Here is a 14,050-nt window from a genome sequence, read left to right as displayed (position 1 = left end):
TGCAAAAAGAGGATAAACGAGTATGAAAAACTATTTCCGTAATGGCTGTATCGCTGCTGTGTGCTCCCTGTCTACCGGTGCGGCCTTTGCCGAAGGTACAGCCGCTGCTGATGCCGCTGCCAAGGCCCTGGACGCCACCCAGTCGGACGTGACCGCAACCTCTCCCAAGGTCATGCTGGTTGTGGCCACCTGTGTGGGCGTGGGCATCCTGATCAGCCTGATGCGCAAAGCCTAAGCATGTCTTTGCTCATCGGAACGCTGTGGTTCCTGTTCTTTGTTGAAGGCTACAGGTCATCGTTTTCGATATGACACAAAGGCGGCTCCGGTCGCCTTTTTTATTGGGGGTACTGTGCGCATCGCTTGGCTTTTATTGCTGTTTCCGCTGGGGGCTTCGGCGGGTTGTCCTGTCGGGCTCCGCCTGTCTAACGTGCCGATTTCTACTGCGCTGCCGTTCTGCGTGAAATGGGAAAGCTCCTCCCTGGGAGGCTGCTTTGTCGGGTGTCCTGGTGTCTGTGTGCAATTCCCAGATGCCGGCACCATGGGGCCGATTCAGAGTACCGGCCAGGAGTGCTCGGTGGGTGGTGGATCCGATGGGGATGGCGGCTCGGATGGCGATGGTAACGGTAGCAATGGCAATAACGGCAATAATGGTGATGTAATTCCCAATCTGCCGCCCAACGGGATTCGTGTCGGTGGTGATAAGCAGGAAATGACCACGGACGCCTTGCGTCAGGTGAATAATACCTTGATAACGGGTTTTACTAGCTTGATGTCGAGCTCTGCGGGTGCGAGTCGATCAGCTCAAAATATTGATGGCAAAATGGTAGATGTTCTTCGTTATATGAAGGCCACTAATAATGGTCAGGTTGGCATGGAGAACAGTATCCGGGAGCAGACGGCGTTAGGTCATAAGTTCTATGACGAGTTCCTTGGATTAAAGAATGCCATGATTAATCCGCAAGACGGCTTTGGTCAAAGCACGGGTGAGTATCGTGTTTTGAAAGAGTTGCGGGATAATTTCTTTGGGCCTGATTTTGCTCAGAATTATGGTGGTAACACCATGTATGGGCTTATGCGGACAATGCAGTATGACATCGAGTCGATGAAAGGCCGAGTGCATGAATCCGCCAGCGACATGCACAACCTTTATTCCTACACCATGCAAGATATGCGAAATAATAGCATTGAAATGAACCGCAATATTAAGGCCATTGCTGAGGCCCTGCAAAATGGCGGTACAAATGGTGGTGATGGCACCGGCGGCACAGGTAATGGCAGCAATGGTAATGGCAATAATGGCCCAGGCATTGATTACTCACAAATGCCTGGCTCTGCAGAAAATCCGCTGCATGTAACAGGGTCTGAATATACATCCCAGCTCTGTAAAGGTGGTGCGCACTGTTTCTTTGACCTGGAAACCATTAATAAGCAGTTCCAGGAACATAAGGAACAACTCAAGAATACCCATAACGGTATTAAAGAAGATATGGTCGATATGTTCCGGTATAGCCTGAGCGGGTCGGCGGCGGTGCCCAAGTGTTTTGATATGTTCTCGATGTTTGGCCGCTCTTATTCCGTCTGTCCCGAGGTGGAGGGATATTGGGAAATGATAGCGGCCATCATGATGTTCATCTTCTATTTTCTGGCGCTGATGATTGTGGCTAAGAGGTGATATATGGAATGGATGAGTGATTTTTTCAATGGATTTTTCAACGATATATATCAACTGGCGGTGCAGTTTGCAGCCTGGATAACTGTTAAATTGGCTATTCAGTGGGTCGAGTTCAAAATATTCCTGCTCACCTTTTCCTGGGACGTTGCCAAGCAGATACTGATTAACCTGCAATTCAGCGACCTGATCTCTTCCTCCTTTAATAACCTGCCCTCTCAAATGAGGGGGATCTTGCTCTATTTGCACGTTGATAAAGGGTTGTCGATATTGACGCAAGCCTTTGTGACCCGTTTCTTGCTGAATATGTTGGGGTGGTAAGGCATGTCTATCAAGATCCACCACGGCGCCCCAGGCTCCTATAAATCGTCAGGAGCGATTCATACCGATGTGATACCGGCCATCAAGGCGGGCCGTCATATCGTTACCAACGTGCGCGGCTTTACCGCGGAGCGGTGCAAAGAGGTATTAGGAAAGGAAGTGCCTGACGAGTTCCAGGTCACCTATATCGAGACAGAATCCCAAGAAGGACGGGATCACCTCGCCCGCTTTTATCATTGGGCGCCCAAAGGGGTTTTCTTCCTGGTCGATGAAGTGCAAAGAATATTCCCGCCTTCCTGGCGCCAAAGCGATTTGGACCGGCTCGATTATCCTGGCGGGCCGGATGTGGCCAAAGCCGATGGCCGGCCAGAGACAATTGATGTGGCCTTTGATATGCACCGTCATCATAACTGGGACTTTGTATTTACGACCCCGAACATCAAAAAGGTGCACCAGGTAATCCGGGCAGCTGCCGAAACGGCCATTCGTCATACCAATATGGCGATATTGGGGATTGGTGGTCGATATAAGACGGTGCTTCACCTCTCTGATAACTCCGGTACGTCCATGAATGACGTACTGCAAGCCAAGCCATTTAATAAGGTGCCCAAGTATGTTTTCAAGCTTTATGACTCGACTACAACCGGTAAGGTCTCGGATACAATCGCGGGCAGCTCGATATTTCGAGACCCTAAAATTCTGTTTATTCTGGCGATTTGGGGACTCTGCGTATTCTTTGGCTTCATCAAGCCTGAATATATTGATGCTCCTGCTAAGGCCGATGAAACCGCTTCTGCCGCTGTTCCGGCTGCTGGGGCGGTGGGTGCTTCGCCCGTTGCTGATGTACGTTCTGGTGGCGCTCCTGCTGCGTCTGCTGCTGGCGTCCTTGCTGTAGGGCCGTTTGCCGGCCATCAGCTCATTATCAGCTGTCACGTCCTGATAAAGGATCACCTGGGCGAGTATCGGGTCGAGTATTGCTTCTCGCTGCGCAAGGGCGATGACGTGCAGCCGCTCGACAGGGACGATTGGCCGGATGAGCTCGCCAGGGTGGATCCCATGAGTGCATGCCATGCGGTAGTAAAGTACCAGGGGCAGCCTGTGGACGTGTACTGTGACCCCGAGGGGGACGCTCTGCGCCGGAAATACAATGCCACCCTCTTTGCGGGTGGCAGTAACAAGCCAGCAAATACTGATGACCGGTCATAACTCCCCTCTCCTGCCGGTGGCCGCCTTTCTCCAGGTCGGCCACTGAACCCCAGGGGCGTGAGCCCCTATAAGGCGACACACTGAGGCCCATTGTCGGGAAGGTGGTAGGCTCGCCGAAACTTCTTTGGAATGCTCCTGTGAGGCTGTGCCTCCCCCTTCCCTGCTAAACCGTCTTTACTGCCCCGCTAGAGTGCCCAGCCGAAGGCTATGGGGCACGTCCAGCGCCTTTCTATGCCTCCTGTCGAAGACAAGCTGCACTCACAGCACCAGTCGGTTTGCCCCCCGTGTAGTAATACGGGGGGAATTCACGTTGCTACTGCTTGGCCTGCTCTAACTGTTCAGTTAGCCAAGTCAAGGCATCCTGGGTGTTTTTGAAAGTCTGTACATGTTGGTGCTTTATATTGGGTACACGCTTGATCGCGATGTCGTGGAGTACTTGGGAGGTGATGACGTGGGCTTTTGCGACAAGCCTCTGATCGTTGAGCCAGCCGTTAAAGTCATTGGCGATGCTGAGGGCTTCGTCAGTCCCTCCCTTGTAGTCTCTGGTGTCGATGAGCAAGCAAAAGGGCTGTCCTTCAAGCCTTTCAATGAGGGCTTTGACGCTGTTCACCCAATGACCGCATCCTTCAGCATTGAAGGCGCCAATCAGTTTGCTTTTGATAACTTGTCCGGAAATGCTGGCGGTGTGCTGGCCATGAACCTGATTAGGCTCCATTTAAGCTCCACTGTCTTACGATGCAGGTGTGGTTGGATCTTGCATTTACTATTAGGCCGTTACAAGTATATCCAGACGACCAAAAAGGCCAAGAGTTCATACACCAGCGAGAGTCTTCTGAACCACTATGCTGTAGTCAATACTATTCTTAGGAACACAGGCTGATAGGAGGTAGCATGCCGTCATATATCTTGAACAAAAGGGCTCAACCTAACGGTGATCACGAAGTCCATATGACTACTTGTAGAAGTCTTCCTTGGCCAGAAAATCGACACTTCCTTGGTGAGTTTCCGTCTTGCTCTGGAGCAGTCGCTGCCGCAAAGAGAATTTATCTAAAAGCCAATGGTTGTGCTCACTGTTGCAGCGCATGCCACACAAGATAACTTTTCATAAGTGGGGGCCAATGGGCCCCTGTCATGCTTTCACTACCGAATCAATATGTAGCACGATGGTTCTTACCACGCCGGTGTCAGAACCGTCACGTTCCAGGTAACTACACGTAAGCTTGTCACCGTCAATAAATTCAATGTACATCAATGGGTTATGATGCTGACTCAGGCTAGCATGCTTGTAATGAACCCGATCACCATTATTTAAAGACATAAACGCTCCACCTGTGAGGGCCATATGAAATCTGACTGTTGATATTGTGGGAGTTTTGTCCATAAACCAAGCGTGATGGCTAAAAAATAATCGTCTTGGGTTGTTTTAGGCCTCGTCCGCCCCAACCTTACTAGTGGGCAAACGCTCGATAACCTAGTGGTGATTAAAATGGCTGATACAGTGGATGTAGTGCAGGACAATGGACCGTCTTTTGCCTCGTATTTCGGCCTTTATCATGGTCTCTTTAAATTGGACTATGACAGCGCACCTGCAGATCGTAAGCGTTTGATCGCTGTTGCTTGTGCTCTTGAGCTTATAAAGACTCAGGTTGCCAATTCAGCTTATACCCACCTTGGGTATCATATGGATCATCTGTCGTCTTATGCCGATGCAATTGGTGAAGCACTTGCGGGCAGTCTCGCTGAACCTACCTATACGGATAGACTGGAGGCGGCACTGGTGGTGGTCATGAAAGAGTGAATAAAATGGGGGGCTTATGCCCCCCTAGTGTTATCCAATCCCCAATTTTTTCCTCCAGTAGAACGCCTCTTTCTGCCTCTCTGACCGCTCCACCTGGATGATGGCCAAGGCTTCAATCCTTCGTCTATCGAACCTCACGCCGGTCGGTGAGATTAGGCAATCGTTCGCCATTCTCCAACCTTCCCAGGCTTTGAAAATCGTGGGCAGCTCCCGCCCTGATGCCATCCGCATAAGCCGTTTATAAACAGGAGGGATCTCTGTACCCTTATCCCAATATGTGACCTGTCTCACAGAAACGAAACATAGATTTGCCGTCTCCTCTTTCGATAAACCGCACTCAAACCAACGAAAAATGAAGTTTTTGGTCAACTCTCGTTCCATCCAAGTAAATACCTGATAAACCAGCAAAATTGCGTGGGTTGGCTTATCGGCAGGTTTCAGATGGGCATTTAACTAAACACGGCATTATGCGCGGTTGTGAATTTGAACGTTTTGGAGGTTTTCTCGATGAAACACAGCCGTCGCCCACAGGATCGACTCTCGCTGGATGCGTTAACCGCCGGTGTCGACCTGTTGGCACAACTGCGGCGCCATCGGTTTCGGCAGCTGGATATCACTGTGCCCGATGACCACCAGTTGTTGTGGTTCGACGTGTTCCCGTTGGCCGGTGCGTTGGTGCTGGTTCATCGGGACACCCCGTTGTGGGTCTGCCGCTGGCAGTTGGTCGACCGGGTGGCGGTCATCCACGACTGGCGGGCATTTTGGTACACCCATCAACAGGAGCTGGCCCATTTGCCGCTGGAGGCGATTTGCTGGCTGTCCGGTCGTTACCTGGTGAAATGGAGCACACACAGTGGCGCGCACTTCTGGCGACGCTGTTTACGTGAGGCCCGCGCCCGGGGTTTATCGGTGAGCGCAGGCGCCATCGGCCAGCCCTAAAAATTGCTCACCGGGTTGGATGGCTCTGTTAGGCATGATCGATTGGCGAGACCTCGCGGCGTGCCGCATGCAGGACGTCGGACATTTCCCCTGGGCTGATCCGCCGCACCACATCGGCCGGTCTGGCACTGCCCAGCCAGCCATTGGCCGACTGGAACCACACGGCCAGCGCCACAGGACCGCGCTGGGTTTGCAGGACGCTGACGATCTCGTCCAGTTCTGGTGATACCGGCAAGCCCAACTCGGCCAGGCTGAGGACGTAGCCTCTGGCCAGCAGCTCCTCACGGGTTGCGACCCTAAAAACATGCTCGGCTATGACTGGTTCACGTTCGGCCAGAAATTCCGGATCAACGGGATCCGTTGAATCGCTAAAATCGTCCCAATTTCCCATAGTCTGCTCCGTTAGAGATGTTGAAGGTCAAAATGGAGATGTTGAAGGTCAAACTTCACAGAGTCCTTACAAATTATGCCGATAAATAGGGTTATCGGCATCAGTGCAGAGCGGGAAATGGGCTGCCAGCTATTTATGGTCACAGTTACCATATTTTGGGCGTTTATGGGCCCGCCGCCTGCCCGCCGTGCGCGAGCGCCCGTCGGCCATCCGTCTGGCCCTAGGGGCGCCTTCGGCGCCCGGGGTGTTGGCATCAGCGCTTGGCGAGCTGAACCCCCTGCTCCAGCGCATCGACCCATAACGACCGGTCGGTGATTCGCCATAAATCTGGGCCAGAGGGCCCGCCCATTACGATGATATCGCCCCCCTCCTCTCTCCAGTGCTGCACATCGGCCCAGGTCAGCGAGACCTCACAGCGCCCGTCAGATCCCTCCTGACACAGCAGCAGATCAGTTTTTCCAGCGTATCGTTGCCAGCCGTGGTAGGCCAGCACCGGCAACGCGGGTGCAGCTGGTGCCGCTGGGGTCAGCGTTGGCACCGCGCCGGAGGCCTCTTGGTAGAGCGGCAGTTCGGTCCCCTGCCCCGTCTCCACCTGGGTGACGTCCGATGCGGGGCCCTTTTTGGCTGCCATCCCAGAGAACGAGACGACCATCATGGCCACGCCGCCGACTACCGCACCCAGAGGTAACAGGGTTTTTTTGATGATCGGCCACCATGGCTGGGGCTTGTGGGTGTTCTCTACTGTTGATTTATACAGTGAGAAAATCTGTTTATTGAATTTTCGCTTTTCTGGGATCGGCTTGAGCTTCGGTTGGCATGCCGCCTCGCAGTAGGACCATTCATACCAGACCGAATGCTCCTGTGCCCGAGGTCGGTAGGCATGTAGATGTCTGCCGACCAGCGCCCGGATATCTTGGTCTATCAGGCCAGGAGGCTGAGTCAACAGCAGAAAATCTATCCCCTTGTGACGGTGGGTATTGAGAGCCGCGACGCTCTCTGGCCGCTTGGAGCCACTGGGACGCGATGGCCAAAAATCCTGGCATTCGTCGACGACGATGAACGACCCCTCGGGCAGGTCCATCCATTTCAGCGGGTCGAACTCGGCCACGGCGCCTATTTCGGGGGCCAGGTCTGCGACATTGGAAAAAATCAGTCTGCTGCGGGTTTTAGCGTCATCACTGTTGCGCAGCTCGGCGAGGAGTTCGACGCACCTGAGTGTTTTACCCGAGCCAGGAGTGCCAGTAATGAGAGTGATCATCTCGTTATCTCCGACATTTTGGTCACTGTTACTTTATTTAGGCAGGAACCTAGTTGCGGCGGAGAGCGCGAGCGCCGCCGCCTGACCGGCAAATCAGGCGGAAATCGGAACATCGACGTGCATGAACCCCATCAACGCCAGCAGGTCGACGGGAATGCCGCCGAACAGGCCCTGGATCCGGGTCATGGCCAACGTGAGCAGTTCGGAGAATCCGATCATGCTGACGATCCCCACACCCAGCGCCAGCAGGGCGCGGGCGAGGATGCTGCCGATCACCGTACTGGTTAATGCAGCCCACATATCAGGCCCCTCCTGTACGCACGCGCAGCACGATGGACAAAAAAATCAGGATCGCCGTGAGGTCGGATGCTGGCACCACATAGGCGCCGATGAGCGGACAAAAATCACGCTCGTACTGGGAGAAATCGACCTTCCACTCCGGCCAGCGATCTATCGGGGTGATGGGGCCCGGCAGCGAGCAGCTGCGCGGCAGCCACCCCCATCTGTCGGGGGTGAACCACGCCCGGACATCAATGACCGATCTGTCGACATCGGTCATGTCCACATCCGGTGGCAGTTCGTTCTCACCATCCGGCTTGGTGGTGTCGGGATCCTGTTCGAGATCCTCTACACGCAGCGGTTCCCAGAGTTCGGCGGGGAGGACATCGTTGAGCGCGAGCGGCCCGATCACCTCGGGGGTCATCAGTCCTTGGGTCAGCTCGGCGGGGGTCAGCGGGGTGCTAACGGCAGGCATCTCGAGCTGTTTTTCAGGCTGAGGGCGGATGATCTCGCGCAGCCCACGTACAGAAACAGCGGGGTTGCTGGCCTCAACGTACCAAACGTCGCGCTGAGCGTCGCTGCCGACACCGTACTGGTTGAGCCAGGTCGGGTCAGGGTTCCACGGGTACGCGGGAGGCAGACGGAGAACGAGTCGAGTCGGGGCACTGCCCCACCAGTAGCAGGGGAGATACGCATAGCTATTGTGTTTTGCCCCGCCCGCATCGGCGATAGAAACGAGATTGGTCTCGCACTGCTGCCAGGCCGGCATCGCGCTGGGGCGGATGGCGACGCCATCCTGCACCTGCACCTCGGGCCAGATCTGGGTCAGGGACCCTCTCATCGCCTCAGCCAACAGCAGCGCGATCGATGCGGACGCGACCAGCCGCCCGCCGAGAATTCGCGTGGCCAGTGCACCGCCCTGGGCAGCGACAGGTCGGAGAGCGACGGCACTGCGGCGCACGTTCCCGAGGGAGTCGGTCCAGCGCACCAGGGCTGAGGCCCTGCCGTCGACGACGCGGTTGAGCGTCTCGATCGTCCCGGTGCGGCCATCGACAAACGGCACGGTCAGCGCAGCGCTGGCCGGAGCCGTCAGCGTCAGGCCGACCAGAACGGTGGCCAGCCTCAGGCGAAAATGATCCATAACGCCCCCATAAATGCAGCCAACACGATCAACCCCATGGAAAGTCCCTCTATTTATGGTCACTGTTACTTAAATAGAAAGGCCCCCGCAGGGGCCTTGTTTTGTGGCTCAGCGGCCGAGGGCCGATTTCACGACGTGCAACAATTTTACTGCGGCGGTGAGGCCAAGAATCACTGCCCCGACCCCCACGACGGCGCCGGTGCCGCCCTGCATTGCGGAGGTGGCGGCGGTGACCAGTTGCTGACCGATATCTGCTGTAGCTTCCATAAAAATTCCTCTATTTCAGTACCTTAGTGACGACCCGGACCACCCAGGCCGTTCCTCAGAGAGCGGCCGCGGAGGCCGCCAGTTCCATCCCCTGCTCAGGTGTGAGACTGAGCAAGACATTCAGCGGGCTCATCAGAGCCCCAGAATTTGCTGTTTGCTGTCCAGCATCAACGCGTATCCCGCGCCCCTTTTGCCGGTGTACGCCTGCACCCAGACCGGCAGGGACAAAATCTGGCCACGCAGCCCATCCAGCTGGCGCGGAAGGCCCGCATCAACCGAGGCCTGCGGCAGGCGGACCTCGACCAGCTCGCTGGTCTCCCCACCGTAGGCGTCAACGCTGGTGATCCGGATCCCGACAGTGTGGCGGATGAGCTGGCTGTCACCGTTGCGGAATGAGTCCTGCTTTACGCCTGCGATTTCACCGACCAGGTAGAGGCCGCTGGCCCCGATAGAATCTGCTGTTTGAGTCATCGTTTTGTCCTGTTTTTAGACCAGCCGCAGCTGGTGTTGCGTGCCCGCCCCGGTCAGGGACGGTAGATGGAATTTTTCGCGCTGCTCTGCCGTTGGCGAGGGTGCAAACGGCAGGCGCAGGCGCTCCTGGGCGGCCAGACCGGCGGCACTGTCCCAGTCGAGGTCGTCCGGGAACGACCCACCGCGCTGGAGGAATGTCGAGATCTCCTCGTCAGCGGGCATCTGGAACACCGGCGCCGGTACCGGAACGCGGGTGCGCACCGGCTGGATGCCATCGCCCACGGCCCGCAGGGTGGTCGGGTCGAATGGCTGCCAGTCCGCCGGAGTCGGTGTGAACCAGCTGGGTAGTTCGTCCAGGCGGGAGAGTTTCAGTACGCGAACCATCGGGATAACGGCCCCGGCATCGATACGGCTCTCGGCGGTGCCGTTCAGCTGCTGGAGCTGAGCGCGGGACACACCTAGCGCAACCAGGTCGCGGACGCGTTTGCAGAACGTCGATTTGGAAAAATCGGGGCTCGCTTTCAGGTCAGCCCAGCCGTACTGGAGCAGCAATTTATAAAACTGGAGGACTCCCCGGGCCTGCCGACTGGGGTAAACAGCGAAAAGTTTTGCCTCGATAGCGGTCGTGTCGTTAAGGTCCATGTCTTCCTCTCCCCCGGTCAGGGCGTCGAGCTCTGGGTGCCAGGTGTAGTCCCAGAAGGCGCCGATAAATGAGTGTTTTTTCAGAGATTTTTCGGTGTTGTGTTCGGCGTTGTAGGCCCGTTCCTGCGCAATCAGCGTTTGGAGGCGGCCATCCCAGGGGGCATCCTCGGGGGTGCAACCTAGGCGGGTAAGGTGGTCGATAACGCCCCGTTTCAGCCAGCGGGCCTCGAGACGGACCTGCCGGTCGGCCAGCGCGATAAGATCGGGGTTTTTCAGGCAGTCTAGGCGGCGTTTGGACATCACCGACGTAGGAGAGCGGCGCAGCTCGGCTTCGGCAGCTGCGACCTTTTTCATGTGCTCCGGCCCTTTGTGGTAGGCAATACCGCGATGCAGCTCGGAAGTTTCTCCGTAATAGACGGATGTTTTGTAGCCCACGGTGTCGGACGATTTGCGCTGGCCATAGGCCACACGACGGCAGCGGTCGATGATCTGCTGGGCCTGTGCGGGAGTCTCGGCATAGAGGCCGTCAGTACAGTCGACCCGTAGCACCAGTGCGCCCTCGAGGTGCAAATGCGGCCAGATGTCGGGCAGCGCCTGCTCGGCGGCGGAGAGGATGATCCAGGCAGCCTGCTCGACAGAACGGATATCGGAGATGGTATTTTGAATATGCGCGATAGTGCCCGGTGAGCACTGGATCTCAACGCCTGAGGACAGACCAATGGCGTGACGGGCCTGCACAGTGCGTACAGCCAGATAGGCCTCGCTGGAGGCGTAGGAATCCCAGTGGGAGGTGAGGTCGGTGTAACTCGCTTTTCCGGATTCGAAACGAACCTGACGAGCTTGCAGCGGGGTGCCGGTGAGTTCTGAGAACGCCGCGAAATCCAGCTGCCAGAGCCCATCATCGTGGTCGAGGATGCAATCGCGCACCCCGTCATAGGACGACGTGGCGCCGATCGCATAACGCTGGTCATACGCCAGCGGAATGAAAATTTTGAGGAAATCGACGAATACGGACACCTACAGCAGCTCCCAGCCTCACACGATAAAAAATCCCGGCTCACACCGGCTGGGTCAGGAGCCGGGCTGAACGGTGGCGCAGAAACGCGCGATTTTTTACCCCGAGGGGTGCTATAGGCCCAGGTGGGCAACATGTCCCGAGGAGGGAGCTACAACCTCGTAGTCGGCCAAGGCGAACTCGAGGAGGGCGGGATTAGACCAATCCCTGCACACATCCTACCAAACAGGATGCAAATGGAAAAGAGGGTTCAATCAAAAGTACAAAACACTGGATGAGGCCATCCAAAAACCTAAAAAGCAGAACAAATTACGGGTGTGGGTGCGGATTCTGCACAAGATTGGGACATTATAGGCGTCCCAATCAGAACATCCCCCGCAGAACCTACCGCCGACCCTACCGCCGACCCCCTACCCCACCCCTCGCCCCCTACGGGGTCGCGCTCTCTGCCGCTGGGCAGGCCGACCGGCGTGGGTGGTCGCACAGATGACCACCCGTGCGGACTGCATTTATTCAACAAACTTATATGTTCCGTTAGTCTCACGATAAACTGGTCTTTTCGTAACCTTTCCTGGGGAATTTATGAAGTCTTTAGTCTTCACAATATTGGTGATGTCACTTATATCTCCAATATTTAACTCTAACGCACCATTTTTATTTAACGCCTCATCTTTTGCGCCAAGAACAAAACGATATTCCTTCTGCCAAGAATAAGCTTTGTCCTTAATAAAAAGGCCTATTTTCCCGCTGTGTTTAGACATTCTTATATAATCAATAAGACCACACCCCCCATCCATATGTTTGTGTAAATATATGTGAGGGTTGTCATTGATGGCTTTTGTATACCTAGCGAAAAACTCTGCTGAATTATTTATTACAAGAGTATGAGACCCGAACTTCGTCATTCGTCTATCCATGTAATAAGTATCATCAACAATGTTCGAGTCTGCTATGCATGTCATACAGTACAGAAAAACATTTTTTGATGATGGAACACCTACAGATATCTTTGTGCCACGAGGGATATCAAAATCTCCAAAATCAGGAATATTCAGGCTCATTTCAATTCTATGGCCATTTTTTAAGGTGCCAGCATGAAATTGAGCATATATCGATTCAATCTCGTCACTTCTGACCTTCAAACCATCTTCACCTTTCAGGCTACTGAAGTAATCAAGGCTGTTCATGTAGAGAAGCCCTTTTTGCATCTGTAGCAGGCGTTCCAATGGTGCAACCTTCATCAAAGCCCAATATTGCTTTAACTGTGGACGGTCATTCTTGAATATATCCAAAAATTGCATGTGGCTACCTTAATATCAAATTAACTGCCTAAGGGTTGAATAGCGAAGCGAATCTAGTATCGAATCCAATTGCTCTTTTTTAATTGGAGCGTCATATCCACAAACGAGAGCTCTAACATGACATTCAAGTGCCTCAATGGCTACTCGGTCAAATGTTACAGTTACACAGTTTTGACGCAATCTAGCTCTATAGGCAGCTTGTTTTTGCGCTGGTGTTAATGCATTCCCTGTAGCGGGTCTACCACGACGGCGCGGCGTGGAGAGAGTATTTACCTCTTTGCTATCATTGCTGTCGTTCATGTATATCCCTATTTGGTAAATAGCACCCATATATTATCATGATTTATGGTAACAGTTACCAAAATTCGCGCGATCTAGGCCTCTTCTCTATTTTTTCTCACTGACGTGAGGGTTATAGAACAGTGACGCCTAGTGGTGGGTGGTGAACGCACAGAGAATACCGCGCATAACGACCATTATGTTACGGGCGCTCTGCACCCATCACGATGCCGCTGCGCGTCCCACGTGCTGTGTGCGACGCGGCCTTGCGATGCTGCGCATTATTTCGCAAGGCAGACCCTAAACATAATGCCCTGTACATTATGCGCAATGACGAATGCAGGAGGACGGAATGAAGAGAACTGAACAATGGAGCCGTTTTGATGCGGCTGACGGCTTGGCTACTGAGGCCGATATGGTTGCCTATCTGCAGGCCGCTCTTGAAGATGGTGATCCGGCGCTGCTGACTGCGGCGTTTGATGATATGGAGCGTGCTCGCGCCAACTGGAAGAACTGTTGGCTCAGTGTGACCCCAATGCCGCGTCACCAGGTGAAATGGATTGGGGTCCACTTTAAAGGCTAAGCACTCCATCTTATGGAGATGAATGGATTGGTTTTGATCCACAAGATCATCTCCTGAAGGCGATCTTGTCTCTCATCAGGCAGTTGCGCCATAAGCGCGTCTGGAGTTTGCTCAAGGTTTCCCGAACAGAGCCCTTGGCATTCATTTTCGAATCTTATGAGCAGTTTGCGGTCTGACTCTGCTCGCTGCTTAATACGTGGATTAACACTGCAACGATTTGAGTCGATTGCTGCGTAGGCATCCAGAATGGATTGTTTTAGGGTTTTCATATAAAGCCTCCAGTTTAAGATATATGAGAAGGCTTTCCATGCCACCGACCGACGCCGAATGACTTTGGCTTATGTCCTGCCATCCAGTACATACTTATACTAAAACCTTTGTCAATAGCGTTTACCTGTGACGCCGATAACCCCATTTATCGGCATCATCGTAAGAGATAACAAGGCGGTGTTTAGCCGGTTCTGCGGCACAACTCCTTCATCAATCCAGC

General features: G+C 54.3%; 18 protein-coding genes. 7 read left to right on the top strand and 11 right to left on the bottom strand.

Annotated elements, in window-relative coordinates:
* Positions 1-22: 22 nt before the first annotated feature.
* The 4 genes from CK627_RS15245 to CK627_RS15230 are packed head-to-tail and all read left to right on the top strand — an operon-like array spanning position 23 to position 3,196.
* A complete protein-coding gene (locus CK627_RS15245; protein WP_010634002.1) occupies positions 23-235 on the top strand; it encodes a major coat protein in 213 nt (70 codons plus the stop codon).
* A gap of 39 nt (positions 236-274) precedes the next feature.
* Complete coding sequence (locus tag CK627_RS15240; protein ID WP_240183845.1) at positions 275-1,672, top strand: hypothetical protein; 1,398 nt, start codon at positions 275-277, stop codon at positions 1,670-1,672.
* Between the two features lie 3 nt (positions 1,673-1,675).
* Entirely contained in the window at positions 1,676-1,990 is a 315-nt protein-coding gene (locus tag CK627_RS15235; RefSeq protein ID WP_095592786.1) for a DUF2523 family protein, read from the top strand.
* Positions 1,991-1,993: 3 nt separating this feature from the next.
* Positions 1,994-3,196, top strand: coding sequence for a zonular occludens toxin family protein (locus CK627_RS15230; RefSeq protein WP_095592785.1), 1,203 nt, complete (start codon positions 1,994-1,996; stop codon positions 3,194-3,196).
* A 313-nt stretch (positions 3,197-3,509) separates the two neighbouring features.
* On the opposite strand, the gene CK627_RS15225 is transcribed toward CK627_RS15230, so the two are convergent.
* Positions 3,510-3,911 (bottom strand): hypothetical protein, encoded by a 402-nt coding sequence (locus CK627_RS15225; RefSeq protein ID WP_095592784.1) that lies wholly within the window; start codon positions 3,909-3,911, stop codon positions 3,510-3,512.
* A 771-nt stretch (positions 3,912-4,682) separates the two neighbouring features.
* Here CK627_RS15225 and CK627_RS22665 point away from each other — a divergent pair.
* Positions 4,683-4,994 carry a hypothetical protein gene (locus CK627_RS22665; protein ID WP_157737192.1) on the top strand — a complete coding sequence of 104 codons (312 nt, stop codon included), beginning with the start codon at positions 4,683-4,685 and terminating at the stop codon, positions 4,992-4,994.
* 30 nt (positions 4,995-5,024) lie between these two features.
* Here CK627_RS22665 and CK627_RS23075 read toward each other — a convergent pair whose 3' ends face one another.
* On the bottom strand, positions 5,025-5,219 hold the full coding sequence (locus tag CK627_RS23075) for a DUF3653 domain-containing protein (protein ID WP_302476483.1): 195 nt from the start codon (positions 5,217-5,219) through the stop codon (positions 5,025-5,027).
* 282 nt (positions 5,220-5,501) lie between these two features.
* On the opposite strand from CK627_RS23075, the gene CK627_RS15210 reads away from it, so the two are divergent.
* The gene (locus CK627_RS15210) at positions 5,502-5,933 is read left to right on the top strand and encodes a hypothetical protein (RefSeq protein WP_095592781.1); all 432 of its coding nucleotides are present in this window, start codon (positions 5,502-5,504) and stop codon (positions 5,931-5,933) included.
* Between the two features lie 28 nt (positions 5,934-5,961).
* Here the strand turns inward: CK627_RS15210 and CK627_RS15205 are convergent, their stop codons facing one another.
* From CK627_RS15205 to CK627_RS22655, 9 genes are all read right to left on the bottom strand, one after another.
* Complete coding sequence (locus CK627_RS15205) at positions 5,962-6,324, bottom strand: hypothetical protein (RefSeq protein WP_095592780.1); 363 nt, start codon at positions 6,322-6,324, stop codon at positions 5,962-5,964.
* A gap of 253 nt (positions 6,325-6,577) precedes the next feature.
* Positions 6,578-7,582, bottom strand: coding sequence for a zonular occludens toxin domain-containing protein (locus tag CK627_RS15200; protein ID WP_095592779.1), 1,005 nt, complete (start codon positions 7,580-7,582; stop codon positions 6,578-6,580).
* Positions 7,583-7,675: 93 nt separating this feature from the next.
* Positions 7,676-7,882 (bottom strand): DUF2523 family protein, encoded by a 207-nt coding sequence (locus CK627_RS15195; protein ID WP_095592778.1) that lies wholly within the window; start codon positions 7,880-7,882, stop codon positions 7,676-7,678.
* Position 7,883: 1 nt separating this feature from the next.
* On the bottom strand, positions 7,884-9,002 hold the full coding sequence (locus CK627_RS15190; RefSeq protein ID WP_095592777.1) for a hypothetical protein: 1,119 nt from the start codon (positions 9,000-9,002) through the stop codon (positions 7,884-7,886).
* Positions 9,003-9,110: 108 nt separating this feature from the next.
* Positions 9,111-9,269: a hypothetical protein gene (locus CK627_RS22660; RefSeq protein WP_157737191.1), complete on the bottom strand. Its 159-nt coding sequence runs from the start codon at positions 9,267-9,269 to the stop codon at positions 9,111-9,113.
* Positions 9,270-9,401: 132 nt separating this feature from the next.
* Positions 9,402-9,740: a DNA-binding protein gene (locus CK627_RS15185; RefSeq protein WP_095592776.1), complete on the bottom strand. Its 339-nt coding sequence runs from the start codon at positions 9,738-9,740 to the stop codon at positions 9,402-9,404.
* Between the two features lie 15 nt (positions 9,741-9,755).
* Positions 9,756-11,399 carry a phage/plasmid replication protein, II/X family gene (locus CK627_RS15180; RefSeq protein ID WP_095592775.1) on the bottom strand — a complete coding sequence of 548 codons (1,644 nt, stop codon included), beginning with the start codon at positions 11,397-11,399 and terminating at the stop codon, positions 9,756-9,758.
* Positions 11,400-11,906: 507 nt separating this feature from the next.
* Positions 11,907-12,698, bottom strand: coding sequence for a hypothetical protein (locus tag CK627_RS15175; RefSeq protein WP_095592774.1), 792 nt, complete (start codon positions 12,696-12,698; stop codon positions 11,907-11,909).
* A gap of 15 nt (positions 12,699-12,713) precedes the next feature.
* Complete coding sequence (locus tag CK627_RS22655; RefSeq protein WP_157737190.1) at positions 12,714-12,998, bottom strand: hypothetical protein; 285 nt, start codon at positions 12,996-12,998, stop codon at positions 12,714-12,716.
* Positions 12,999-13,329: 331 nt separating this feature from the next.
* Between CK627_RS22655 and CK627_RS15170 the strand changes: the two genes are divergently transcribed.
* Positions 13,330-13,560, top strand: coding sequence for a helix-turn-helix domain-containing transcriptional regulator (locus CK627_RS15170; protein ID WP_242441271.1), 231 nt, complete (start codon positions 13,330-13,332; stop codon positions 13,558-13,560).
* Positions 13,561-14,050: the final 490 nt, after the last annotated feature.

It is taken from the genome of Aeromonas dhakensis (assembly GCF_002285935.1).
GTDB classification, from domain to species: Bacteria; Pseudomonadota; Gammaproteobacteria; order Enterobacterales; family Aeromonadaceae; genus Aeromonas; species Aeromonas dhakensis.
The sequence above is the reverse complement of the archived record's forward strand: the minus strand, read 5'-3'. Positions and strand labels throughout refer to the sequence as shown.